Here is a 24662-nt window from a genome sequence, read left to right as displayed (position 1 = left end):
GCGAGCACACCACAAATCCCGTGTAGGAGCTGTCGCAGGCTGCGATCTTTTGATTTTCAAGAGCAAGATCAAAAGATCGCAGCCTTCGGCAGCTCCTGCACAGGTATGGAGCGCAGGCCGGCGAAAGGCTAACCTCGCCATACGCCAACAATAAAAAGCCTCCAGAGAACCTGCCCCCATGGATCGTTTACTCAGTGTCGAAGCCTTCGTGCGGGTGGCCGAGACCGGCAACTTCGCCAAGGCTGCCCAGCAACTGGGCGTGACCCGTTCGGTGATCACCCATCGTATCCAGCAACTGGAACAATTCATCAACGCGCCGCTGTTCCACCGCAGCACTCGCCATGTGCGGCTCTCCGAAGTGGGGGAGACGTACTACAAGGAATGCGCGGACATGGTCGCCGGGTTCAATTCCCTGACCGAACACATGCGCGAGCTGCGGGCCAAGCCTACTGGCAAGCTGCGGGTGCAGATGTTGCCGGGGTTTGCCATCAGCCACTTCGGTCACCTGCTCGCGGAATTCACCCGGCTGTACCCGGACATCGAGGTCGATGTGATCGTCAACGACCGGGTGGTGGACCCCATCGAAGAAGGCTTCGACGTCGCGTTCCAGATGTTCCCGCCAATGGCTGAGACGTTGATCGAGCGAAAGCTGTTCACCGTGCGCCGGCTGTTCTGCATGTCCCCGGACTACGCCAGCGAATTTGGCGTCCCGACCCATCCCCAGCAATTGCTGCAGCACAAGATCGCTCTGTACGAGGGGTATCCGTCGCGCAATCGCTGGGTGTTCAATCGTGGGGACGAACAGGTCGAACTGAGCCTGCCGGGGCAGGTACGTTCCAACTCCGTGCATCTGCTGCGCGATTACGCCCAGACCGGGGTGGGGATTGTCTGCCTGCCGACGCTGGTGGCCAGTGAGGATTTGCTCAGCGGACGGTTGATTCCGGTGCTGTCGGATTATCTGTTGTCGTCGTTCAGTTTCTCCGCGGTATACCCCGCCACCCAGCGTCGGGCGTTGAAGGTGCGGACCCTGATCGATTTCCTGGTGGACAATTTCGGCGCCGAGCCCTGCTGGGACGTGCCGTTGCTGGAGCGCGGCTGGATTCGCTGAAACCCCACCATCCTGTAGGAGCTGCGTACCAGTGTTCGCGTTTTGCAAACACTGTTGTCGCCGGTCAGCTAATTGTTACGGGACCTGTCGCGTCGTACTGTTTGCTCACTGTTACTAAAACAACAAAACGGTGAGAACCATGAGTAGCGCAGCAATCGAAACAGTCTTCGGCTCGCTGGACAATTACAGCAAGGGCTCGGTTGAAATCGTCAGCGGCCAGGCCAGCCATTACGCCTTTTCGAACATCTTCGAAGTGGCGGACAAATCCCTTCCTTACGAGAAAGTCGTCGTCGGCTACAACCTGGGCTACGTCATCGAAACCCTGCGTGCCGAAGGCCAGTCGCCCTGGTACACCTGCGCCCACGACGAGTTCGCCATCGTCATGGACGGTGAAGTGCGGGTGGATTTCCTCAAGCTCGATGCCCCGCTCAAGGACGGCGAGGGCACTCACGCGGCCGGTGACCTGCCAGCGGGCAAACCCATGGGCTACGTGCTGCTCAAGCGCGGCCATCAGTGCCTGCTGCCGGTCGGCACCGCGTATCGCTTCGAAGCCAGCCGTCCGGGCGTGATTCTGCAACAGACCATCAAGGGCCCGTTGTCGGTCGAGAAGTGGGCAGACATCTGCCTGAAGTGACCCGCCACCGACCGTCCACTCCACAACAACAAAAGGAATCCCGCCATGGCCATGCTTGAAACCGCTGCTGAAACCGCCCTGTTTGCCGACGACGAAGTCCAGGCCAGCGCGCCCCATGCCGTCACCGGTTATCGCTCATTCAAACTGGGCGCCTTCGAGCTGTCGCGCGACGAGTATTTCGCCCGCATCACCTGGCCGGCCAAGGGCCAGACCCGCTCGCACCTGATCCCGGTCGACGCCTTCCTGCGCGCCATGATGCGCGACGTGGCCTGGGGCTTCTTCTACGGCTGGGTCAACTTCGACCACGTCATCGGCACCCGCAACTACTACGGCAAGGTCGATCTGTACGCCGGCACCTTCAACGGCACCCTCAAGGAAGCCGGGGTCAACTACACCGAAAACTTCGAAACGCCGCTGATCATGGCCACCTTCAAGGCCATCCTGCGGGACTGGACCAACGCCACCTTCGACCCGTTCGCAGCGCCCGAAGAAACCGGCAGCGCCTTCGGTCGCAAGAACGGCGACAACATCGAGGCCATCGAACGCTTCCGCATCGCCACCAAGCGCATGCCGGGCCTGCCGGATGACTCGCCGCTGCGCAACGATTTGCCGGTCAACCGCCAGTTCATCGATGTGTCCCAGGAAGAGCCGGAAGTCCACCCGGCCGAAGGTTTCGAAGGCCAACTGCATGCGTTCAGCCTGTTCAAGTACCTGTCGCGCTCGGACGTGACCTGGAACCCGTCGGTGACCTCGGTGTGCAAGGCCAGCCTGTTCTGCCCGACCACCGAAGAATTCATCCTGCCGGTGTTCCACGGCAACGACCGCATCGAGTGGTTCCTGCAGCTGTCCGACGAAATTATCTGGGACGTGGGCGACAAGGACGACGGCAACCCACGCGCGCGGATCACCATGCGTGCCGGCGACATCTGCGCCATGCCCGCCGACATCCGTCACCAGGGCTACTCGACCAAACGCTCGATGCTGATGGTCTGGGAAAACGCCACGCCTAACCTGCCGCAACGCTACGAAAGCGGCGAACTCACGCCGTACCCGATCGAGTTCTAAGACCTCGCGTCCCGCCCGGCAGCGCGCCGGGCCCGGCTTTCAGAAATTGAGTCAGACACTGCGCCAGGGGCGCGGTGCGAGGAAACCATTATGCAAAATCAGCTCTATATCGATGGCCGCTTCGTGGATGCGGTCGCTGGCGGCACCATCGACGTGGTCTCGCCCCATGACGGCTCGTTGATCACCCGCATCGCCGCCGCCGAAGCCGGCGACGTCGATTTGGCCGTCGCCGCCGCCAAGCGCGCGTTTCCCGCGTGGTCGGCACTGGGCGCCGCCGAGCGCGGGCGTCTGCTGCTGAAGCTGGCGGACAAGATCGAAGAATGCGGCGAAGAGCTGGCCCGCCTCGAATCCCTGGACACCGGCCACCCGATCCGCGACTCCCGTGGCCTCGACGTGCCGCGCACCGCCGCCTGCTTCCGCTACTTCGGCGGCATGGCCGACAAGATCGAAGGCTCGGTGATTCCGGTGGAAGCGGGCTTTCTCAACTACGTACAGCGCAAGCCGATCGGCGTGGTGGCGCAGATCGTGCCGTGGAATTTCCCGCTGATGTTCACCAGTTGGAAAATGGGCCCGGCCCTGGCGGCGGGCAACACCATCGTCATCAAGCCTTCGGAAATCACGCCGCTGTCAACTCTGCGCATCGCCGAGCTGATGACCGAAGTCGGCTTCCCCAAAGGCGTGGTCAACGTGGTGCCGGGCTACGGCCACACCGCAGGCCAGGCACTGGCCGAACACCTGGACGTGGGCAAGATCGCCTTCACCGGCTCCACCGCCACCGGACGGCGCATCGTCGAGGCGTCGAAGAGCAACCTCAAGCGCATCCAGCTGGAGCTGGGCGGCAAGGGCGCCAACATCGTCTTCGAGGACGCCAATCTCGACGCGGCAGTCAACGGCGCCGCCTGGGCGATCTTCCACAACCAGGGCCAGGCCTGCATCGCAGGTTCCCGGCTGATCCTGCACAAGGACATCGCCGACAAATTCCTCGAGCGTTTCATCCCCCTGGCCAAGTCCATTCGCCTGGGCGACCCGATGAACCCCGAGACCGAAATGGGCCCGCTGACCTCGGCGCTGCACCGCGACCGGGTGATGGCCTACATCGATATCGCCATCGAGCAGGGCGGCAAGATCCTCGCCGGCGGCAAGGCCCCGGACGACAAGGCCCTGGCCAAGGGTTTCTACGTCGAGCCGACCATCGTCGAGGCCAAGCCTGAGGATCGTGTCTGCCAGGAGGAAGTCTTCGGCCCGTTCGTCACCGTGGTGCGTTTCAGCACAGACGAAGAAGCCCTGGCCATCGCCAACAGCACCGAATACGGCCTGGGCAGCGGTCTGTGGACGCAGAACCTGACCCGCGCGCACAAGATGGCCAATGCCATTCACGCCGGCATGTGCTGGATCAACTGCTACAAGCGCGTCAGCCCCGGCAGCCCGTTTGGCGGTGTCGGCCAGTCCGGCTACGGTCGCGAAATGGGCTTTGAAGCGATCCACGATTACACCGAGGCCCGCTCGGTGTGGGTCAACGTCGACGCCAACATCCCGCCGCACTTCAAGCGCTGAGGTCTGCCATGAGTCCGTTTATCTACCAGAGCCTGCCGACCCGCGTGGTGTTCGGCTGGGGCAAGCTTTCGGCACTGGCCGAAGAGATCGAGCGCCTGGGCGCGCGGCGTGCGCTGATCCTCACCACCCCGGAACAACAGGGCCTGGGCGAGCAGGTCGCGGCCTTGCTGGGTGAGCGAGCGGCGGGCATCTATCCCAAGGCGGTGATGCACGTGCCGCTGGAAGTGGCGCAGGCGGCCCGGGTGGAAGCGGCGCGGCTGGATGCCGATTGCTGCGTGGCCATCGGCGGCGGTTCGACCATTGGCCTGGGCAAGGCGATCGCCATGGATTCCGGCCTGCCGATCGTCGCGGTGCCGACCACCTACGCCGGTTCGGAAATGACCCCGATCTATGGCCTGACCGAGAACCGCCTGAAGAAAACCGGGCGCGATCCACGGGTTCTGCCCAAGACCGTGATCTACGACCCGCAACTGACCCTGACCCTGCCGGCGCAGATTTCCGCCTGTTCGGGCATGAACGCCATGGCCCACGCGGTCGAGGCGCTCTACGCCCAGGACGCCAACCCGATCATCGGCTTCATGGCCGAAGAGTCGATCCGTTCGCTGGCGCAGTCGTTGCCGGGGGTGGTCGACAATCCCGAAGACCCGGACGCTCGCGCCCAGGCGCTGTACGGCGCCTGGCTGGCGGGCATCTGCCTGGGTTCGGTGGGCATGGCCTTGCACCACAAGCTGTGCCACACCCTGGGCGGCACCTTCAATCTGCCCCATGCCCAGGCCCACGCGATCGTCTTGCCCCACGCCGCGCATTACAACCGTGAGGCGGCAGCCGGCCCCTTGCAGCGGGCGGCGCGGGCGCTGGGCGGCAGCGAGGCCAGTGAAGTCGGCGCCTTGCTGTATGCACTGAACCAGAAGCTGGGCATTCCCCTGGCACTGGAGGATATTGGTTTTCCTGCAAACGGCCCGGCTGAAGCGGCTCAAATTGCCTGCGCCAGCCCGTACTACAATCCGCGGCCGTTCGAGCAGGCGCCGATCGAAGCACTGCTCAACCGTGCGTTGAAGGGCCAGGCACCAGCCTGACGCACTCAACAACTTTTATCGGAATAACAACAATGACCGATCAAGACAAAGCCACCGAAGCCCTGATTTCCGAGCAAGCCGTGAACAGCTTCGATGGCGCGCCGAATGCGCGCTACAAACAGATCATGCAGAGCCTGACCCGGCATCTGCATGCGTTCGTCAGCGAAGTGGAGCTGACCGAGCAGGAGTGGTTCGAAGGCATCCGCTTTCTGACCGACACCGGCCACACGTGTGACGGCCTGGTGCGCCAGGAATTCATCCTGCTGTCCGATACCTTGGGCGTGTCGATGCTGGTCGATGCGATCAACCATCGCCACAGCGCCACGGCCACCGAAACCACGGTGTTCGGACCGTTCTACATCGACGGCATGCCGGATCGCGAATTCGGCGAGAACATGGCCTTCACCCCGGGCGAGACGGCGCTGGTGCGCGGACGGGTGGTGGACGTCAACGGCAACGCCCTGGCCGGCGCGGTGCTCGACGTCTGGCAGACCGCCGAGAACGGCATGTATTCCGGCCAGGACACCGAACAGCCGTTCGGCAACCTGCGCGGACGGTATCGCACCGATGCCGACGGTTGTTTCGCCATCCGCACGATTGTCCCGGTGGCCTACCCGATACCCACCGACGGACCGGTGGGGCGCATGCTCGATGCGGCCAACCGGCATGCCTGGCGGCCGGCGCACCTGCATTTCATGATCGATGTACCGGGCTATCGCAAGCTGGTCACGCACCTGTTCAACCACGATGACCCGTATCTGGCGTCGGACGCGGTGTTTGGCGTCAAGCAATCGCTGCAGGTGATCTACGAGGACTGTGCCCGCCACGACGAGGTGTCCGCCCGGTTGGGCATGGATGTGCCGTTCAAGCGCGCGTGCTACGAATTCGTCATGGAAAAGGCGTGAATCATGGCCCAGTACTTTGCGGTATTCGCCACCGATCACCCTGATTCGTTGAGCCTGCGCCAGCGTCTGCGCCCCAGCCACCAGGCGCATTTGCGCGCCAATGACAGCCATCGGGTGGTGGTGCGCTTTGGCGGCCCGACCCTGGACGATGCCGCAGTGGCGATGAACGGCACCTTGCTGGTGATCGAGGCCGGCAGCCTGCCGGAGGTGGAGGCCTTTCTTCAGGACGATCCGTACGTTCAGGCCGGATTGTTCGCCAATATCCAGATTCGGCCGTGGAACTGGAGCCTGGGCAACCCGGAAATGCGTGGCTGACCATGAGCACGATTACCCTCTGCCAACTGGACGACATCGCCGACGGTGGCGCCCTGGGCTTGCCGCAACACCAGCAGTTGCATCCCGCCGGGCTGGTAGCGGTGCGCCAGGGTGACCAGGCATGGGTGTACATCAACCGTTGCCCGCATTTTTCCGTGCCGCTGGACTTTCGTCCGCAGGAGTTCTGCACCTATCGCGGCAAGGTGTTGATGTGCGCCCATCACAGCGCGATGTTCCGTTTCGAGGACGGGCATTGCGTCGATGGGCCGTGCAAGGGCGCGAAGCTTGAGACCGTGCCGGTGCGTCGGGTCGGAAACAGCCTGGTGATGGAGGCTCGGGAGGAGGGCTGAACTACACTGATTCAGGGTGAATCACGCTCATTTCGGAGGACATCATGAAAAGGTTTCCGCCCGTCGGCCTGTGCCTGGTTTTGTCGGTTCTGAGCGCCCAGGGATGGGCCCAATCGGTGGTGCCGCTCAAGGGCCAGACTTCGCAGCAGACTCAAGCCGATATTTCCGAGTGCAATAACATCGCCGCCAGTCAGACGGCTTCGACGTCCACGCCTTCGGGTGGCCGGGTCAAGGGCGCCGTGGCCGGTGCCGCCGCCGGGGCGACGGCTGCGCAGGTGCGTGGCAATCAGCACGATGAGATTTATGATCGCGTGGACAGCGACCGGCAGCAGGACTATCGCCAGGACCGGGCCAAACAGACCGCTGCGGCGGGCATGGTGGTCGGTGGGTCACGCCAGCGTCAGGAGCGTCGGGCACAGCGCAACGAAAACGCTGCTACAACATCGACTGCCTACACCAGTTGCCTGCAGGGCAAGGGGTATCAGGTTAATCCTTGAGTAGTTGCCTCGCAAATCTTGTAGCAGCAGGCTTCGCCAGCGGCTACGGACGTGCATTTTTTATAGCATCAATGAGGCAGTGACCATTCCCTGCTCGATAGGAGCTTCAAGACGTAGAATCTTGTCCCTACGCGCATGGCTGTGCGTAATCCGCCCGCGGGACGAATTTGAATCTATTAGCACAACTACGGACGCCAATATTTGCTTTCCTGGCGTTCCTCAATCGAATTTTGCATTACGCAGGAAAGACTGGCGATCTTTGTTCTGCTCGGATTTCAACATCAATTCAGCGCCGACGAGTTTGCCAGGTTGACTACGTCCCAACACCGTCATCGGATCCTCAAACCCGTGGACGTAGCCCAAGGCGAATGCTCCACACTGATAGCCCATAAGTCGCAGCAACTCGTCCGGAAGAGTACGGGCGATCTCTAACGGACAAGAAAGGAACTGGTTCTCCTCTTGCCGAAGCCATCCAAGGGCGTAAGTCAGGTTGATGGCTGACCGGACCCGGTCGGACCGATTGGCTCCGCCGCCGTGGTAAACCTTTCCGTCGTAGACGAGTACTGAGCCTTTTTCCATTTCCGCAGGAAAGCTGGCCGCAATCTCAAACTCAACGCTGCGCCCCGCTCGGTGACTGCCGGGGACGATGCGAGTGGCGCCCATCTTCTCGGAATAGTCGGTCATGGCCCATAGTGTGTTGCATTGCACGTGATAGTCGTCGGGAAAGGGGAACATGTCCCAGGCCACTTCATCTTGATGCAATGTCTGTGCGCTTGCCCCAGGGTGAATGGACACGACTTGCGTGCAATGGATTTGGAATGTTGTAGCGTGAGAGAGAAAGCGTTGTGTCGTCTCGATAATAGTTGGATTAAGGATCAACTCACGCACCCGAACAGATCGCGCAATTAGGCCACCAGTGCGTTTGGTCCTTCTGCCGAGAATGCTGTCCGGCCCGAAGGGCGTCATTGCGGTGTAGGGTTCGAGCTCCTCGGCAATTCGATCCATAGCGGTGCCGGGCACGAGTTTGTCAATGATGGCGTAGCCGTGCTTTCGCAAGCACTGCACTACTTCCGGTGCTGAAACGGTATTGGGAAGGTGAATCAGCGACATTGAGAGTACTCCGTGGTGCGTGTTTTTTTCGTTTGGTGAGTCTTTATCGATACCAGGCAGTGCTGCATTAGGGGGCTGACGGTCTGACGGGGTTTTTAGAGTTGATTAGCGCTGACCTGTATAGATTCAGGATTTTGGCACCCATTGCGGATGGGGCATAACGTTGTTCAACGTAGGTTCGTAATCGAGCCGAATCGATACTCTGCGAATGGTGCCCGGCCAGCACAGCCTGTGCTCGTGCAATCAGCGCAGGCGTGTTCTCCGGTGCAATCAGTAGGTCCGGTGTAATGCCGCGTAGAATTTCCGGAAGGCCGCCTACGGCAAAAGCGACTACCGGGACACCAGTAGCCAGCGCTTCGATGCTGGCTCCCCCGAACTCCTCATACGCTGAAGGCATCACGATCAGGCGGCAAGCCGCCATCGCCAAAGGTACTTCATGATTGGGGATGAAACCTGTAACCGTCACCCAATCCTGCAGTCCGGCCTTGTTTATGGCGTGCCGCAGTCGTTCCCGTTGTGTCCCGTCGCCAACGATTAGCAACTCGCATTCCTGCTCGCGCAATGCCTGAGCGAGTGGAATGAGGTGCTGCCATCCCTTTTCTTTCGCGATACGGCCGACAAAGCCGACAGTTTGCCGCCGTAGATTATGACGTTTCCGGAATGCCGTTATGCCTTCTTGTGGGGGGCGCGCGAACTGCGCGGTATCGACCACGTCAGGAATGATCTCAATACGACGAGCATCACGAGAGAGTTGGGAGGCAGTTCGTTTGGTCAGGGCGATCACCGCAAAAGCTTTGCTCACGGCTTTGCGTTCGAGCCACCGAGCCAAACGGTGTTGAAGCATGTCCAGCCAGGAGTGCGGTGTATAGACCGCAAGGCGAGAGCAGTGCACCGTCAGAATCAGTGGCAGTCTCAACAGTCGAGGTGCTAAACAAGCCACCAACAGCGCCGGTATTTGTCCGTCAAGGTGCGTATGAACCACATCAAAATCATGTTTGCGCCTTTTTTTGAACAGTGCAAACAGTGTTGCTACAGCCCACGACTGCGTCAGTCCTATCAAACCGCTGAATTCGGATCGTATCCTCGGCATGGGTAATAGCATGCGCTCTACCCACAGAAACGGCTGTAATTGTCGAAGCTTGGGCAGTCCGGGGAAGCCGATGGTCATAACATGTTGATGGATACCTTCCTGAGCGAGCCAAACTGCTTGTCTCCAAGTCTGAACCTGCATGCCGCCTACCGAGTCGTACGCTGCTGGCCACGCTTCAACATCCGGATGATGGAAAAAGGGCGTCAACTTCAAGACTTTCATACGAAAAAGGCCTCTGTTGAATGAATTGGAGCAGGGGAGAGGGACCGGCAAGCGACATGCGCATCAGGACTCACGGCGAACCCGATCAGGTATCAGTCAAATGACGATGTCGTCCGTTATTTTGGTGTGTAGCTCACGTGCCAACGTGCCGATGGAGATCGTTCGCTCGGTCGAAGCCAACTTATCGGTCTGGATATCGAGCGTTGCTTCAAGCCGGCTAAATACCTGCTCCCAGTCGCGCGTATTCAATTCAACCTTGTTTAGGGCCGTTACATCTTCCGGGGTCTCACCGACCACATTGCAGATCGTGTGAATGACGAGTTGGCGAATGAAATGGAGTGTCATGAGTTTGGTCGCTCCCTGGTTTTGAATTAGCGGAGGGTTGCAGCTTTCACGAGGCGCTTGAATGACACGTCGCGTCGCGGGCGATCTGTCGAGAAATCCTCAAGGCATTGGCCTGGATCGTCAGAGTGGGGTTCACCCCCCCGGGATAGGGCATATAGCTTCCATCCGCAACGTAGACGTTATCTATTGAGTGGATTTTTCCATCCCGATCCACCACTGACGTTCGCGGGTCGTCACCCGCGCGGCAGGTGCCATGCAGGTGAGTGCTGCCCATTGCAAAATTTGAGGCTTCATGTTGGATATCCCGCGCGCCGGCGGCCTTGAGCCAGTCGGCTGAGCGCTCCACCATATAGGCTAGGCGTGCCAAGTCCTGCGGGTTTGTCGTGTAATCGATCATCAGCCGCGGCAGGCCCCAAGAGTCCGTACTACTGGAGAGACGGATCCGATTCCCGAGAGATGGATGGTCAGCAAGAATGGTTTCTACACGTAAAATCAGTCCATCGCCCTGCAGAAGACTCCAGTCGTCGTGCTTGGCTTCGTAGATCAGTCCTCCAACACCAGTCGGACAGCGCTCGTCCAGATAGTGGCCAAGTGTGCAGACCGTCGAGAACGGCCCCCGATATCCTATTGGATGATCGTCGATTCGCTGCCGGCTTGTATGCACCACGCCTTGCGAATACTCACTGAGTTTCATGCAAAGACCTCGCCCGACTATATCGTGGTCATTGCCAAGTCCCCTTGGCGCGTGAGGTGTGATCGAGCGCAGCAGTAGCGCTGCCGTTTGAATTGCATTGCAGGCCAGCACAAAACGGTGCCCACGGATTGAACGAATCTGACCCGTGGTCGTGTCTAGGCAGTTTACCGCGCTGGCGCAGTTGCACTTTTCCTGCGTTAGCGCCACGGCCTTCACACCGGTCAGCAGCAACAGGTTGGGCATATTGGCCAAGGGACCGAGTAGGGAGTCCACCATATCGCGCTTGGCGCCGCGCGTGCACTGTGCAGTGATACATAAGGAGCAGTTGTCGCACCGGCTGCGGTCGATCGCTATTGGAGTCGGACGGGGGGATAGACCGAGCCGGACCGCCCCTTCCCAAAGATGTTCCGCGGGCAGGCTCAACGTGTTCGGAGGCTGTCTTCGCCTACATTCGAACCCTGTGTGGTCGATGGAAAGAATAGACTCCATCTCGCTGTAAAAAGGCGCGAGATCGGAAGCTACAATGGGCCACTTCACCGGTAATCCCTCGACACGGATGCGCTCGCTGGGATCGAAATCGAAGTCGGTATACCGGAACGAGGCTCCACCGTAGAAAACCGTGCCTCCACCAAGATTGCGTGTGCTCCATGGCCATCCCCCCGTGCTCCATCCTTGCGCGGTATTGCCAGCCAATGCGAGCTCGGCTTGTGCATCAACGTCCGCATTCCTTGCACTGGCTTTGAGTCTCGAACCTTCCTCCAGCATGAGGGTACGAAGCCCGGCTCGAACGAAAGTATCTGCAGCTACTGCACCAGCGGCCCCACTACCAACGATTACAACATCGAAAGGATCATCTAGCAGGGTATTTGACCGCAGCCCATGCATATGAGATGTGCCGAACGGGCGCTCTTCAATGTACTGCTCTAATGTAGATGTCATTGTTATGGACCGTCCTCTGGCGTGGTTAGTAGGGAGATGTGCAAATATTCCGTACCCCTATGGAGGGAATGATTCTCGACTTACAACAAGTACTGTAGTTTTGTGGCTCTCCAACATTGAGTTCCTAGATGATTGCACTTGGAATGAAGTGATCCTTGAAAGCTCAGCATGCTGTTTGCGCAGACAGAAGACCCTAGCAGATAAAATCGGCGCAGAAAAACGATAACTTCAGGTGTTATTGTTAATCAGATAGATCTGCAGTACTTTTCCAGAAAATCTGTAGGACTATTCCTTTTGAGTTTTTTGTGCGGTTTTTAGATGTTGCACAAGCCGAAAATTTACTGAAATCTAACACGCAATCGCCGCTTTTATTGACGTTGCAGCAACCGAAACTACGTGCTCGACCTAAGTGTTCAGTGGCATGTTGAATTCGGTGAATTTTAATCGTTGAGGTTTTTGTATTAAGCCTTATTTTTATGTGCGCCTCGTTTAGTTATATGTGGTCGGCAGTTCGCCGCTCTGTGATGTCATTTGTTCGATAGTTGGGCGAATTTGAAGTATTTTTTGTGGTCGTGTTGGGTATCTTGGTGCCCATGTGCGCCATGTTGCTGACGAAGCACTTATTTAGCTGGGAGAACCTTATGCGAAACTTACGACTGCAGTTTGAAGATGAGTGCTATCCCGTGCGGATTGGCGTTCGATGCTCGGATGAAATTCTCTCGAACTTGCTTGAGCTCGACGCCTCAAGCTACCACCTGATTACGGATCGAACAGTTAGTCAGTTACATGCAGGTGCATTGTGCGAGCAGCTTTCGACTCAAGCCATTGCCAGCCTCTGGGTCGTCGACAACGGTGAATCATTCAAATCCTTGGAAACCGTTGAACATCTTGCTAAAGAAATGGTCCAGGCGGGCATTGATCGGGCCAGCGTGATTGTCGCAGTAGGTGGCGGGGTCATCGGGAATCTCGCGGGACTGACAGCCGCGTTGTTGTTTCGCGGCATTCGCCTCGTACATGTGCCTACTACGTTGATTGCGGCGGCGGATTCAATAGCTTCGCTCAAGCAGGCAGTAAATCTTACTGTAGGCAAAAATCTGCTGGGCTGTTTTCACAAACCCACATCTGTTCTGATCGATTTAAACTTTCTGCGGACGTTGCCGGTGACGCAAATCCGGTCAGGCATGTACGAGATTATTAAAAACGCATTGATCGTGGCCGTCGAGAACATCCCCCTGCTCGAAAGAGGATTGAAACCGGACGCAAATTATACCGATAGTGAACTCATGGCCATTGTTGAGGCTGGTTTGCTTGCAAAGCAAAAGGTCATGAAGGCAGACAAATGCGAGCGAAAAGAGGCCATTGTATTCGAGTATGGCCACACGGTCGGCCACGCAATCGAACTTGCTGCGGAGGGTAGGGTTCCGCATGGTGAAGCCGTCGGCCTCGGAATGATTGTGGCGGCGGAAGTTGCAAGTCGTCTAGGGCGACTGAGCGAAGCAGACCGTAGTCTTCATCATCGTCTACTCAAACGCAATGGACTGACGGTTCAGTTGCCGCCGGGGGTTACGATCTCCGCGGTGATGGCGCTGCTGCGCACGGACAACAAGCGAGGTTATGTTGGCGCTCGTCCTGACCAGGTTGCCATGATCCTTCTTGATGGCCTGGGGGTCCCAGCCGGACCAGTTGTTAGACCTTTAGTTTTGGTCGACGGCTCGCTAATTCAGTCTTGCATTGAAGATTGCTTAACGGGGATCAAGGATATCGCCATCGAAGAAAATCGTCAGTGAAAAGTCTAACTACGTCGGTATTTCGCAATCGACGCGCCCATGGATCTCGGTACGAGCGATAACTATGGACAACTTTCTTGTTAGCCAGCCTACCCAAGCGGGACCTGTGGGGCTAATACGCATCGACGTTGGGCAAATACTGAGTCGCTTGCGTGACGCAGCGACCCCCGAAACCATGGATCGATATCTGGTGGCCTGCGCCAGTGTGCAATTCTGGGCCGACCTGCTCGCTCTGGGGAAGCTGAACGGTGTGCGGGATGATACGACGACGGAGGAACTCGAAGAGAATCTTCGCCGAGCCGAATGCGAAGCCGATAGCGCCGCACAGGTGACGTTAGGGCGGACAGCGAATACGTCCGAATCCATCGTTCGCTACGCTTCTACCAATGTCGCGCTCCACGTAAACACTTCGCCCGACTTTCTGAGCAAAGTCCTCCACCTGCCGATGCCGGAGTGTTGCGGCTACGACCTTGCTGATCTCGAAAGGATCGCCGGTGATGCTGGTCGATTGACCGAGCAGGTGCGCCTTGATCGGGCCATTCTAATTGTTGGAGTCCGCACTGGTGGCACATATCTCGCTCCACTCTGGAAAGCTGTACTGACCGGATTGGGTGTTACCGATGTGCAGTGGTGTACGGTGCGACCTCTAGAACAATGTGCAACGTTGGATGGTTTGGAAACCGTTCGGACATGGTTGGAGCACCGTATCGCACCTGTAATTTTGGTGGTGGACGATCGGCCGGATACCGGGGCTACGATGGAGCGTGTAGCGGCTAGTTTGCGCGACCCTGGCATCGACCTATGGTTTTCGAGTGTCGGAAAGCTTTGGCAAGGCTACGTGGTGCCCCCGACGCCGTCATACCCATCGACGTTCCTGATGCGCGATTCCTGTGATCCGCGGCTTTGGGAATGCTTGCTACCCGGTGAACACCATGAATTCATCGCACGACTACGGAACACAGAGGGCATACCTTCGCTCCCTGCCGAAGCTCGACTGCAGTTTCGGTGCCCACAAGGTGAAGTGCGATACGGGATCAGTCATGGCTGGCTCCCATGGAATGATCCACGAGTCCTGAATGGGCGCCGTCCATTGGTTAACCCACGCAAGACGCCAATCGAAATTCTTCGGCCTAATGGTGATGTGCTGTTACATCTTCGTTTCATCGGTGAAGGTGTATTCGGTCGTGCGGAATTCGAGCGCGTGCGAAAGGTTGGCTCCACACGTAGGGCTTGGCTAGTTGACGGTTATGCCATTACGGTCGATCTAGGACCCACACGATCATTCCAGGAGTTTTTTCATACCGCGAGCCAGCCTAGAAGAGCCAACTTACTGCTTCAAGCGGCGAATTGGCTGGTTGCCAATTCAAGGCAAACCATCGCGCTTACGTACCATAGCCCTGTGGTGATGGCCCTTGGTCCGCGCTGGTCGACAATGATAGATACCATGCGACAGTGCTGCGGTTGCGATCCACTACAGGTGATATCTAAGACGCTGGGTGCATTTTTATCGGAGCCGGTACCTTGGCCGGGATTGGCGGGCAGGGTGTTCCGTTCATCACTTCGTTATAGCTGTGGGGGGTGGCATTGGCAGATTGACCGACACGGAAGTCTTCATCGTTTTCAACTGGAAACGAACTGGGGCGACATCAGCTTTCCTGAGCTGGAGTTGGCGGCTTTCGCTCTCGAAAACCGCTTAGCGATCAAAGACGCTGGGCAGCTCGCATCACTGTGTGGTCTTGATTGGTCGAGCGTTCGGGAGAGTCTGTCGCTAGCTGCGCTGATGATTGCCGAAGCTCGGGTGCGCAGCGTGAGAATACTCAGCGCACGTGGAAGGGCCACCCTCTACGAAGATTTCCATCAATTGATAAGGACGACTTCCGAGTTGGCCGAGATCGACACACCTCAATGGAAATGACATGGACAGACCTCACTCCATCGTTACCGACATCTATACCGCACAGCCCAGGCTGCGTGCTGTTTGCTCCAGTGGTGCGACGGTGACGCTCTCGGACGGCAAGCAGTATATCGATCTGATGAACGGTAAAGGTAGCGTCACGCTAGGACACCATCACCCTGCAGTGAACTCAGCGATTACGCACCATTTACAAAGCGGGCAGGCATCGGTGACCTGCTGGAGCAATCTACATGAGGCGCTCACAAACCGGATTATCCAGGACGTCGGAATCGAGGACGCACGGCTTGCTCTGTTCAGCACCGGAACAGAAGCTTGCCGGGCCGCCGTGCAGGTTGCGCGGCAATTCACTGGACGGCACGTCATAGCGAGTGCGGGTTATCACGGTTGGGGCGACTACTGGGCCAGAAGCAATAATTTGCTGGAAGCCAATGCGAGTGGAGTCATTGACTTCTACTTTGTGCCGGAACTTCTGGAGCAGGTGCTTGAGCAGCATCGCGGACAAATGGCCTTGGTTATTTTGTCGCCCGACTACGTCCACCTGCAACCGGAGACACTTAGTCGGCTAGCACAGATCACTAGGCATGAGGGGGTACTTCTGTGCTGCGATGACGTTAAGCAGGGCTACCGTGCGGTGCGAGCCTCGCAATTTCCAAGAACGGTCGGCTTCCATGCAGATCTGTACACCTTCGCAAAAGGATTGGCAAACGGCCACCGACTGTCGTGCCTGGTGGGCCGATCAGATGTGATGGCTGCGGCTAAGGAATTTACCTACACCGCCTACTTTGACACGATCCCGATCGTTGCAGCGTTAGCCACTATGGACTACATGGACCGTCACGACGGCTATCAGCGATTGGTCCAGTGTGGAGGCGCTCTGGCGGCGGAACTGCGTAATATCGTGCGAAGCAGGGAGTTGCCGATCATGATTTACGGCGATGGTCCAATGCTTCAAATCGTGGGTGCTTCCGAGGCCCTGGATCACGCCCTGTACACGAATTGTGCCATGGCGGGCCTTCTTCTATATGAAGGGGACAATCAAGCTGTCTCACTCGCGACCAGCGACGTGTTTGACGAGCTGATCAAACGTTTCGAGGTAGCGCTCACTAACACGTCGCGACAGTTCGGAAGGGACGAGAGCGCGTCGGTTAGCCGCCAGCGGCGCTTCAAGGCGTCGTTCCGCATGATAGACGGAGCCAACGATGTCGTTCCCTTTGAGGAAGCGATTCGTTGGATCAAGGAGGAGCGATGATCTTGCCATTTCCGGAGTCGATGATGGGCAGGAGAATCTTGCTGCTATCACCGCACGCAGATGATGTTGCTTACTCCATAGGTGGAATCGTCGCGCGGCTTTCCATGCAAGCGGATCTCCGTCTCATGACCGTCTTTAGCCTCAGTGGATGGGCACTACCTTGGGCTTCGCGCGATAAATCCACTGAGGCGATATCGACAGATCGGGAGAGGGAGGATCGTGCTTATTGTGCCCGCCGGCGGATGGATTACGAAAGACTGTCCTGTCCGGACAGCTTTGTTATGGGATATGACGAAGCGACGGAACTCAGCATGGTAGCAAACGATGATCCGAGGACTGGCGACGTTGTGAATCTGATTCTTAACGCCGTGGCGTTTCGGGAGCCTCAAGTTGTGCTTGCTCCGTGCGGTCTTGGCGGACATGTCGATCATCAGATTGTACGAATTGCCGCAGATGCGTTGCATCACGTCGAAGTCCTTTACTACGAGGATGTTCCCTACAGCGCAAGCTTGCCGCTCCTCGAGCTCGAAAGACAGCTTGCTGTTCAAGGTCTAACGCCTGCCATTACGGCTGATATCGAACCTGTTTTGAGAAGCAAGTACGAGGACATGTGGGGCTACCGTTCACAGACCAGTGCATCCATCGTTGCTGAGATGTTGCTACATGCCAGCCGTGTCGGCACCGGCACAACAAGATATGCGGAGCGCCTATGGCGTCGCACAAATTGAATCCGTTCTAGCGAAAGAACTGATCCGGAACAACCGCTGGCATCATCCAGTGGCTTTCTGGGACAGGCTGAATTGGTCCTGATTGATGGAGGTATCTATGTTGGAAAAACTAGCGATTTACGGTGGGGCTACGGTCCACGACGGGAATTGGCCCAATTGGCCCCAGTGCACTGAAAACACCAGGCGCAATATCAATGCCGTGCTAGGTAGCCACCGGTGGTCCATCAGTGGTCAATATCGTGGTCAGCCGTCCTGGGAGGAGCGTTTCGGAAAGGCGTTTGCCGATTACACTGGCGCCGGATATTGCGTTCCAACCTCGACTGGCACCGCCAGTTTGAGCATGGCGTTGGAGGCTTGCGAGGTTGGCGCGTATGACGAGGTGATTGTGCCAGGCGTCAGCTGGGTCGCATCAGCGTCCGCAGTACTTGGAATCAATGCTATCCCGGTCCTGACCGATGTAGAGCCCGATTCTGGGTGCCTTGATCCAGTGGCACTAGAGCGCGCAATCACATCGCGTACACGCGCAATCACTGTGGTTCATCTAGGATCAGCAGTCGCAGATCTGGATCGCCTGGTGGGTATCGCCCAAGCGCACTCCATTCCGTTGATTGAAGATTGCGCTCAGGCACATGGCGCCCGGTATTCCGGACGTCATGTTGGTTGCTTCGGAGCGGCAGGTACCTTTTCGATGCAGCATAGCAAGCTGCTAACGAGTGGAGAGGGTGGGGCGGTGATTACTGATGATGTGATCCTCGCTCGCCGTCTAGCACATCTGCGGGCCGACGGACGAACGATTTCGGCGAAACCGCCTGGAATGGATGAGATGGCGTTGGTCGAGAGTGCAGAGATCATGGGCAGTAACCATTGTCTCTCGGAATTTCATGCCGCCATTTTGGTGGCGCAACTGGAGGCGTTGGACGAGCAATTGGCGCATAGGCGTTGTAATGCCGCAGTTCTGGACAGCTTCCTGGATTCTCTTGGTTTCCTGCCACAAGCTACTGCCCCTCGCACCACGGAACGATCGTATTACACCTATGTGGTGCGATTGCCACAATGGATTGTCGAGGCACAAGGCTCTGAGCAGTTCGCCGCGGCGCTGTCTGCGGAAATTAGGTTGCCATGTAAGGCGATGTACAGCGCGCTTAACCAGAATCGACTCTATAAGCCCTTCTCGCGAAACCGGTTCGGACTGGGAAAGGCATTCACCGATGCGGTCGATCCATCCCGTTATCAGTTGCCCATAGCGCAAGAGTTTTCCAAGTCCTGCATCGCTTTACCTCATCGCATGCTGTTGGCCAATACGAACGCGATAGAACATGTGGCTGCTGCCTTCGAAAAGGTAGCCAGGTTGATAGGCAACAACCCGCGTACTTGAGCGGACGCGTAGCAACGCATTTATTGCATTGTCCTCTGTGCCACAGCAATGGCCGCCATTCGGTCGGAAGTTTGGCATCAGTCGTGGACCGTCAGTGAGGCTATATTTTGCTCGGTTTTTTTGAAAAATTACTCTACCCATTCCCTGCTACTGAGCCATCACCGCCACCCCGGGGATTCTTCGCCTTTCTATGGGCTTGCACGCAAGGTGTACGCGGCAAGATCGCCGCTATGGCAGTACTCACAATGATAATGTCGGCGTTAGATGTACTGCTGATTGCTATGTTCGGACGCATCGTCGACTGGCTCAGCCTCCAGGTGCCATCGCGCCTGTGGGCCGAGCGGGGTGAAACATTACTATGGCTAGTAGCGGTTATGGTGGCCAGCATCGCAGTCGTAGCACTTCAGACCGTTGTCAAACATCAGACACTCACGGTGAACTTACCCATGCGGCTGCGGTGGAACTTCCACAGGCTAATGTTGGGGCAAAGCATATCCTTCTATCAGGATGAATTCGCAGGTCGTCTTACCGCCAAGGTAATGCAAACTTCACTTGCAGTGCGTGAAACCATTTTCGTACTGGCGGACGTTTTGGTCGCTATGAGTGTATACGTAACGACTATGGTCATCCTGGTTAGCGTGCTTGACGTGCAATTGATTTGGCCTTTCTTGGTGTGGCTCATCCTCTTCGTTGCTGTGTTGTGCTATTTCGTGCCTCGCCTTGGTAAGTTCGGTAAGGAGCAGGCTGACGCGCGCACGCTATTGATTGGACGCGTGACCGATGCCTATACCAACATCGCCACAGTCAAACTGTTCTCGCACACGCAGCGTGAGGCAGGGTTCGCGCAAGAGGCGATGTGCGAATTCATGCGCACTGGTTACGGCGAGATGCGGCTAGTGAGTGCCTTTGAGATTGTCAACCATCTCCTTAGCATAGGGCTGATGATTGGCACGACAGGAACCGCGTTATGGTTATGGTCGCAAGGTGTGGTAGGTGTGGGCGCCGTTGCCGCTGGCACCGCAATGGCGTTGCGCCTGCAGTCCATGTCGCAATGGCTTATGTGGGAGATGACCAGCCTATTCGAGAACGTTGGCACAGTGCAGGACGGCATGAAGACACTGTCGATTCCACCTGCCGTTCTCGATGCACCTGACTCCGTCGAGCTTATAGCAACGTGTGGAGAGGTATGCTTTGAACGAGTGAGTTTCCGCTACGCTGAGAATGGTCGACGCGTGATCGACGATCTGGACCTCAAGGTCATGCCTGGTGAAAAGATTGGTCTGGTTGGTCGATCGGGGGCTGGCAAGTCTACGTTATTGAACTTGCTGCTGCGCTTCCATGATCTAGAAAACGGTCGCATCCTGATCGATGGGCAGAACGTCGCAAACGTTACGCAGGATTCGTTGCGCAGCCAAATCGGCATAGTCACGCAGGACGTCTCGCTGCTGCATCGGTCGGTTTCCGACAATATTTCTTACGGCAGACCCGATGCGACGTCGGCACAGATTGAGGCGGCGGCCCGGCGCGCAGAGGCTCACATTTTTATCCGCAATCTCGGCGATGCAAGTAAGCGATGCGGTTACGAGGCGCATGTCGGTGAGCGCGGTGTCAAGCTCTCGGGCGGACAGCGTCAGCGTATTGCCATTGCGAGGGTGATGCTGAAGGACGCACCGATCTTGCTGCTTGACGAGGCCACCAGTGCACTTGATTCCGAAGTCGAAGCCGTAATCCAGCAAAGCCTTTACCGGTTAATGGAAGGAAAGACTGTGATCGCGATTGCACACCGGCTGTCCACAATCGCGGCGATGGACCGTTTGATCGTGCTTGATGAGGGGCGTGTCGTCGAACAGGGCGACCATACGACTCTGCTTTCGCAAGGAGGTCTTTACGCGAGGTTGTGGGCTCACCAGAGCAGCGGATTCCTGGGTGACCCCAAATGAAAGTGCGCGGCTTTTTGAACGCGTTCAGCCCATTTCCACGCTGTACCACCCCATTCATCAAATCCTGCGTGCTAAACCATGACTACTAACGAAGAACAGCTCTATGGACCCAAGGTGGAACGACTGCTGCATATTCGCAAGATCGAGTCCCTGGCGAACCTTGTCCTGCCCATCTTTCCGATCGCCCCATTGTTGACAGTGGCGGGTGGCCTGGTACAGAGGGATGACGCGGTATCGATCTATGCAGCCGAGTTGAACAAAACTTTTCCGCGGCTGGTGCAAAGTGTGGAGGAGGTTTGTGGTCCCGCACCCTGGATCGTGCGAAGTGCTGGTAACGAGGACTTGACGGATCACGTCAATGCCGGCGGCTACGAAAGCCTGATATGTCACGGGGCACAGGAGCTGATAAAAAGCATTGCCGCTGTGGCCATGAGTGGGTCAACCGAACATGCACGACGCCAGTTGGCCCTGTCGGGGTATTACGACAATGTCGAGGCCATTCCATGCTTCGTGCAGCCTTTGCTGGAGATCGATGTCTGCGACGATGTCGACCACGGTCATTCGCCATATCTGGACACGGCCGTTCTTGATCACATGGAGGCGGTGTGCAACGAGCTGATGCAAACGTTCGACTTCGTAGCGATCGATTGCGAATGGGGCATTGAGACGACACTTGGATTTGTGTCCGTGACTACCGTCATGCCGAGAAACCTGCAATTGATGAACGTAGCACATACGCTTGGCTTCGGTTTCTCCAGCGCTCAGAATACCGGCCCGCAGGCGACGACCCTGGCCTTGCGTCCGGCGTGCTCCGACCTCAGGCTCTGGCGGGGATGCCATCTGCGCGCGACGACGGTCCTAAGGTTGCACCTACTACAGGTGCGGCCTGCGTCTCAGGACGAAGCCTTTCGCGACCGTTATGTGTTGACCAATGCGTGCCGTGAAACGTTGATCGGGCGCTACGAGGCAGTGGAAGCTGGTTTGTTGATGCTCGGCGCCCGATCCTCGGGCCGAGCATTAGTGGCACCGGATCTCATGGGCGCTTGGCGCCGGTATCTTGCGCTCAACGCGTGGGAGCAGGCCACTGTGGCGGTGGTGATAGTTGATGAAGGCAGTGCGGAGGAACACGCGGGTATCATGTTCCGCCAGCAGGCAATTACCTGTGTGCGCATGGACACGCGATGCATGCCGACCGGAGCAGACTGCGTTGTATTTGACCGTGGCACGTGCATTCTCGGCGACTCCACGATGCTGCGATCTATTCAGAGCGAACTTCGCCGAGAGCTTGTGTTACCCGATGACTGCGCGCTTGTATTCACCGATGAAGTGCTGGTATCTGATGGCTCGCTGGAGCAAGGCTGTGTCGATCTTCTTTCCGAGTTGCGTCGCCTGCCGATCGCTAGAGAAGCCAAGGACCGGCTGCTCGCACGCACCGAACAACCGATGTCGACGAGGTGGATACAGCTTGCTAACGGCATAGTGGAGTCACCCTCTCTGCTCGCGGCAATCTGGCGGTCACGAAATGTGGGATATGCAGACGAATGCTACGCGCTGACTGAATTTGCGAACCTCTACAAATGTGCCGTTCGAGTGTCACAGGAACTGCCACAGCGCGGACTGCCTAATCTTGCGGCGTTGTCGCCGATGACCTGCACATTGTCCGCGAGTGGCGACCTTCGAATCGTCATGGCACTCCTCGATTGTGAGGCGGCGATGTCCTGGGTACCGCCGCAAACGTTGCGTCGCCTACTCGATTCAGCCGCCGTGCAACTAATGGCGTGTCGACGCGACAACGCTGTGTTGATACTCGAGAGCGTTACCTTCATCAGGATGGAATGTACGCGACTGCCGGTTTATGAACTTGGCGAGACCGTCTCCTACCTCGACGCGTTGGCGCACGATCTTGAAGATGGCTTGTGTGTCGATGCGATGGTATCCATCCGTTCATTGGAGTTGTCGATCTCAAGTGGGATCCTGCTTAAGCGTCAGGCTCTCAAAAACCCAGCAATCCTTGAATCGGCGGATGCATTTCGGCAGTCAGTAGCGTCGTTTAGAGGCATTGTGTCGGGTGGGGATGCAACGGAACGGCTTACTCAGCAACTCAACGATGCCTATTTGACGCTCCGGGGCGCGCTGTACGAGACATCCCTAATTCACGTCGCCGAGCAGATCAGAGGTTCGCTAATCGAAACTTACGACGCCTCGTCGAAAGGGCTACTGGGGCGCACGGTGGAAGAGGGTGACGTGACCAGTTACCGTCGTTACCTCATGGTGATGCAAGGGTGGATCGAATTTCTGTGCATGGGATCGCTCTCTGAGCGCGATGCCGCCGTGCTTCAGTGCTTTCAAATCTGGCTCCGCCAGTGGACTGATGAAGCGATCCCGGATTCATTCGAAATTAAAGATCGCAACTGGCGATTCGAATTTGACGCCATTGCGGTTTCTCGCGAGACACCGGGGCGGTATGAGAATGCGCACGTTCTACACAATCTCCTGCACCAATACTCGCTGGCGGGGCTGCAGCTTGACACGTTGTACCTACCCCGACGCGTACAAGCGCTCGAACGCTTCTGTTCGACCTTTAGTAGTCGTTCGACAAAGGTACTGCGTTTTGAGCGGGAGTTGCTCGAGATCCAGATTCCAATGGGAACGCACAAGGCGAGCTACGTGTTCACGCCGCGGCAGGTCTCGGTAGAGTGGACAGAACCGCCTGATTGCCCAGGACGCGAAATTGCTCGGATCTTGGCGTTTGAGGTATTCCTGGATCGATTGCGCACCTGGATGTTCCCAGAACTGACGATTCGGCGTGAGCAGGTGATGGGTACCTGGACACTGTTCATCCGCCTCAATGCGCAAGGGTCGGAACCTTGGGATTATGAGGATCTCAAGCACTTTGTGGTGGTTACGCGCCTGCTATTCGACGCCTCCTATGATTTTTCATATGTCGCGAACGAAGCCGTTGACGGTTTCGCTGAACGTTTTCACGGGTCGGAATGGAAGGCGATACTCACCACACTGGTACGGCATCGAGCGGTGCTAGAGGACGCTTCGCAGTACGTCGCCTTGCACGCCCTGCCGATGTCGTCGACGGTCGCCGCGATAGCGCAGAGCCGAACCGTTCGTGGTCTGTTCTTGCGTTGCCTGCGTAGGGGATTCGATTATTGCCGAGGCTTGATTGACGGATATGCGCACTGGCTGAACGAGGAGGCAGAGGACGATAGGTTGTGGTCCGAACGCTATGAGTTGCTCCGTCAGGCCAGCCTTTTCCTGGCGGCCAACTGGCCAAAAGAGGCGCTTTCGGAACTTGCCGGACGGGCTGTCTTCAATGTTGGCGATGACCTGATCGCGGCTTGCCTGTTCAAACGCTCGGACTTGGCGGATGACCTGCGGAAAGTCGTGACGGCAGGATCATCAACGCTATCGGGTATGTCGGGGATGATCGTGCGGCATACGCCGGAAATTGCCGTAGCGGGCACTGGCGCATCGCCCTTGGCTTCGCAACTGATCGGCACCGGATTTCGATTTCGCCGCGCGAAACACTTTTTAGTTGCACGCCTCGGTGATCGCCTTGATCAGGAAACGTTGGGGGGGCTGCTTCGGGATCTGGACACGGTTCCTTGGGGGCATACCGCGGCCGCTGAGCAGGCCATCCAGAGGCAGATGTCGATGATTGGGCCTGTCTGTCGATTCGAACTGGAAAAAGGCATCGATTGGGCAACGCTGGATTGATGGACAAGTCGGGTTGTTCCATGTCCGCACGGACA

Annotated in this window: 20 protein-coding genes; 16 read left to right on the top strand and 4 right to left on the bottom strand. The window is 57.5% G+C overall.

Translation table 11 applies throughout. The annotated features are described in order from the left end of the window. Positions 1–178 precede the first annotated feature (178 nt). The 9 genes from HNO86_RS20485 to HNO86_RS20445 all read left to right on the top strand — a co-directional run bounded on the left by HNO86_RS20485 (position 179) and on the right by HNO86_RS20445 (position 7504). The gene (locus tag HNO86_RS20485; protein WP_175378752.1) at positions 179–1108 is read left to right on the top strand and encodes a LysR family transcriptional regulator; all 930 of its coding nucleotides are present in this window, start codon (positions 179–181) and stop codon (positions 1106–1108) included. A gap of 139 nt (positions 1109–1247) precedes the next feature. Beyond that, positions 1248–1742, top strand: a complete 495-nt coding sequence (locus HNO86_RS20480; RefSeq protein WP_175378751.1) for a hydroxyquinol 1,2-dioxygenase — start codon at positions 1248–1250, stop codon at positions 1740–1742. Between the two features lie 45 nt (positions 1743–1787). Further along, positions 1788–2807, top strand: a complete 1020-nt coding sequence (locus HNO86_RS20475; RefSeq protein WP_175378750.1) for a hydroxyquinol 1,2-dioxygenase — start codon at positions 1788–1790, stop codon at positions 2805–2807. A 90-nt stretch (positions 2808–2897) separates the two neighbouring features. Further along, a complete protein-coding gene (locus HNO86_RS20470) occupies positions 2898–4361 on the top strand; it encodes an aldehyde dehydrogenase family protein (RefSeq protein ID WP_175378749.1) in 1464 nt (487 codons plus the stop codon). 8 nt (positions 4362–4369) lie between these two features. Then, the gene (locus HNO86_RS20465; RefSeq protein WP_175378748.1) at positions 4370–5437 is read left to right on the top strand and encodes a maleylacetate reductase; all 1068 of its coding nucleotides are present in this window, start codon (positions 4370–4372) and stop codon (positions 5435–5437) included. 32 nt (positions 5438–5469) lie between these two features. After that, positions 5470–6342: a dioxygenase gene (locus HNO86_RS20460; protein WP_175378747.1), complete on the top strand. Its 873-nt coding sequence runs from the start codon at positions 5470–5472 to the stop codon at positions 6340–6342. Between the two features lie 3 nt (positions 6343–6345). Further along, a complete protein-coding gene (locus tag HNO86_RS20455) occupies positions 6346–6657 on the top strand; it encodes a YciI family protein (protein WP_175378746.1) in 312 nt (103 codons plus the stop codon). A 2-nt stretch (positions 6658–6659) separates the two neighbouring features. Continuing rightward, positions 6660–7007, top strand: a complete 348-nt coding sequence (locus HNO86_RS20450) for a Rieske 2Fe-2S domain-containing protein (protein WP_175378745.1) — start codon at positions 6660–6662, stop codon at positions 7005–7007. A 44-nt stretch (positions 7008–7051) separates the two neighbouring features. Then, positions 7052–7504, top strand: a complete 453-nt coding sequence (locus tag HNO86_RS20445) for a YMGG-like glycine zipper-containing protein (RefSeq protein ID WP_175378744.1) — start codon at positions 7052–7054, stop codon at positions 7502–7504. A gap of 219 nt (positions 7505–7723) precedes the next feature. Here HNO86_RS20445 and HNO86_RS20440 read toward each other — a convergent pair whose 3' ends face one another. From HNO86_RS20440 to HNO86_RS20425, 4 genes are all read right to left on the bottom strand, one after another. Then, positions 7724–8614: a phytanoyl-CoA dioxygenase family protein gene (locus HNO86_RS20440; protein ID WP_175378743.1), complete on the bottom strand. Its 891-nt coding sequence runs from the start codon at positions 8612–8614 to the stop codon at positions 7724–7726. Between the two features lie 67 nt (positions 8615–8681). Next, positions 8682–9926, bottom strand: a complete 1245-nt coding sequence (locus tag HNO86_RS20435; RefSeq protein ID WP_175378742.1) for a glycosyltransferase — start codon at positions 9924–9926, stop codon at positions 8682–8684. A 96-nt stretch (positions 9927–10022) separates the two neighbouring features. Beyond that, entirely contained in the window at positions 10023–10271 is a 249-nt protein-coding gene (locus HNO86_RS20430) for a DUF6137 domain-containing protein (protein WP_175378741.1), read from the bottom strand. 46 nt (positions 10272–10317) lie between these two features. Beyond that, positions 10318–11904 (bottom strand): GMC oxidoreductase, encoded by a 1587-nt coding sequence (locus HNO86_RS20425; protein WP_175378740.1) that lies wholly within the window; start codon positions 11902–11904, stop codon positions 10318–10320. Positions 11905–12446: 542 nt separating this feature from the next. On the opposite strand from HNO86_RS20425, the gene HNO86_RS20420 reads away from it, so the two are divergent. The 7 genes from HNO86_RS20420 (at position 12447) to HNO86_RS20390 (ending at position 24627) form a co-directional block, all read left to right on the top strand. Beyond that, positions 12447–13691, top strand: coding sequence for a 2-deoxy-scyllo-inosose synthase (locus HNO86_RS20420; protein ID WP_175378739.1), 1245 nt, complete (start codon positions 12447–12449; stop codon positions 13689–13691). 64 nt (positions 13692–13755) lie between these two features. Beyond that, the gene (locus HNO86_RS20415) at positions 13756–15606 is read left to right on the top strand and encodes a hypothetical protein (protein WP_175378738.1); all 1851 of its coding nucleotides are present in this window, start codon (positions 13756–13758) and stop codon (positions 15604–15606) included. A 1-nt stretch (position 15607) separates the two neighbouring features. Then, entirely contained in the window at positions 15608–16855 is a 1248-nt protein-coding gene (locus HNO86_RS20410; RefSeq protein WP_175378737.1) for an aminotransferase class III-fold pyridoxal phosphate-dependent enzyme, read from the top strand. After that, the gene (locus HNO86_RS20405) at positions 16852–17583 is read left to right on the top strand and encodes a PIG-L deacetylase family protein (RefSeq protein ID WP_175378736.1); all 732 of its coding nucleotides are present in this window, start codon (positions 16852–16854) and stop codon (positions 17581–17583) included. Before HNO86_RS20410 ends, HNO86_RS20405 begins: the two co-directional genes overlap by 4 nt. Before the next feature lie 85 nt (positions 17584–17668). Continuing rightward, positions 17669–18958, top strand: coding sequence for a DegT/DnrJ/EryC1/StrS family aminotransferase (locus HNO86_RS20400; RefSeq protein WP_306167732.1), 1290 nt, complete (start codon positions 17669–17671; stop codon positions 18956–18958). A gap of 107 nt (positions 18959–19065) precedes the next feature. Next, the gene (locus tag HNO86_RS20395) at positions 19066–20898 is read left to right on the top strand and encodes an ABC transporter ATP-binding protein (protein WP_178131289.1); all 1833 of its coding nucleotides are present in this window, start codon (positions 19066–19068) and stop codon (positions 20896–20898) included. A gap of 78 nt (positions 20899–20976) precedes the next feature. Next, on the top strand, positions 20977–24627 hold the full coding sequence (locus tag HNO86_RS20390) for a hypothetical protein (RefSeq protein ID WP_175378734.1): 3651 nt from the start codon (positions 20977–20979) through the stop codon (positions 24625–24627). Positions 24628–24662: the final 35 nt, after the last annotated feature.

This window comes from Pseudomonas sp. C1C7, assembly GCF_013359595.1.
GTDB lineage: Bacteria > Pseudomonadota > Gammaproteobacteria > Pseudomonadales > Pseudomonadaceae > Aquipseudomonas.
Note: the sequence above shows the minus strand (reverse complement) of the source record. Positions and strands in the feature narration are given on the sequence as shown.

Bases quoted from the DNA above. Each gene is read 5' to 3' on its own strand.
- HNO86_RS20485 (WP_175378752.1), top strand. From the start codon at position 179: ATGGATCGTTTACTCAGTGTCGAAGCCTTCGTGCGGGTGGCCGAGACC.
- HNO86_RS20480 (WP_175378751.1), top strand. From the start codon at position 1,248: ATGAGTAGCGCAGCAATCGAAACAGTCTTCGGCTCGCTGGACAATTAC.
- HNO86_RS20475 (WP_175378750.1), top strand. From the start codon at position 1,788: ATGGCCATGCTTGAAACCGCTGCTGAAACCGCCCTGTTTGCCGACGAC.
- HNO86_RS20470 (WP_175378749.1), top strand. From the start codon at position 2,898: ATGCAAAATCAGCTCTATATCGATGGCCGCTTCGTGGATGCGGTCGCT.
- HNO86_RS20465 (WP_175378748.1), top strand. From the start codon at position 4,370: ATGAGTCCGTTTATCTACCAGAGCCTGCCGACCCGCGTGGTGTTCGGC.
- HNO86_RS20460 (WP_175378747.1), top strand. From the start codon at position 5,470: ATGACCGATCAAGACAAAGCCACCGAAGCCCTGATTTCCGAGCAAGCC.
- HNO86_RS20455 (WP_175378746.1), top strand. From the start codon at position 6,346: ATGGCCCAGTACTTTGCGGTATTCGCCACCGATCACCCTGATTCGTTG.
- HNO86_RS20450 (WP_175378745.1), top strand. From the start codon at position 6,660: ATGAGCACGATTACCCTCTGCCAACTGGACGACATCGCCGACGGTGGC.
- HNO86_RS20445 (WP_175378744.1), top strand. From the start codon at position 7,052: ATGAAAAGGTTTCCGCCCGTCGGCCTGTGCCTGGTTTTGTCGGTTCTG.
- HNO86_RS20440 (WP_175378743.1), bottom strand. From the start codon at position 8,614: ATGTCGCTGATTCACCTTCCCAATACCGTTTCAGCACCGGAAGTAGTG.
- HNO86_RS20435 (WP_175378742.1), bottom strand. From the start codon at position 9,926: ATGAAAGTCTTGAAGTTGACGCCCTTTTTCCATCATCCGGATGTTGAA.
- HNO86_RS20430 (WP_175378741.1), bottom strand. From the start codon at position 10,271: ATGACACTCCATTTCATTCGCCAACTCGTCATTCACACGATCTGCAAT.
- HNO86_RS20425 (WP_175378740.1), bottom strand. From the start codon at position 11,904: ATGACATCTACATTAGAGCAGTACATTGAAGAGCGCCCGTTCGGCACA.
- HNO86_RS20415 (WP_175378738.1), top strand. From the start codon at position 13,756: ATGGACAACTTTCTTGTTAGCCAGCCTACCCAAGCGGGACCTGTGGGG.
- HNO86_RS20410 (WP_175378737.1), top strand. From the start codon at position 15,608: ATGGACAGACCTCACTCCATCGTTACCGACATCTATACCGCACAGCCC.
- HNO86_RS20405 (WP_175378736.1), top strand. From the start codon at position 16,852: ATGATCTTGCCATTTCCGGAGTCGATGATGGGCAGGAGAATCTTGCTG.
- HNO86_RS20400 (WP_306167732.1), top strand. From the start codon at position 17,669: ATGGAGGTATCTATGTTGGAAAAACTAGCGATTTACGGTGGGGCTACG.
- HNO86_RS20390 (WP_175378734.1), top strand. From the start codon at position 20,977: ATGACTACTAACGAAGAACAGCTCTATGGACCCAAGGTGGAACGACTG.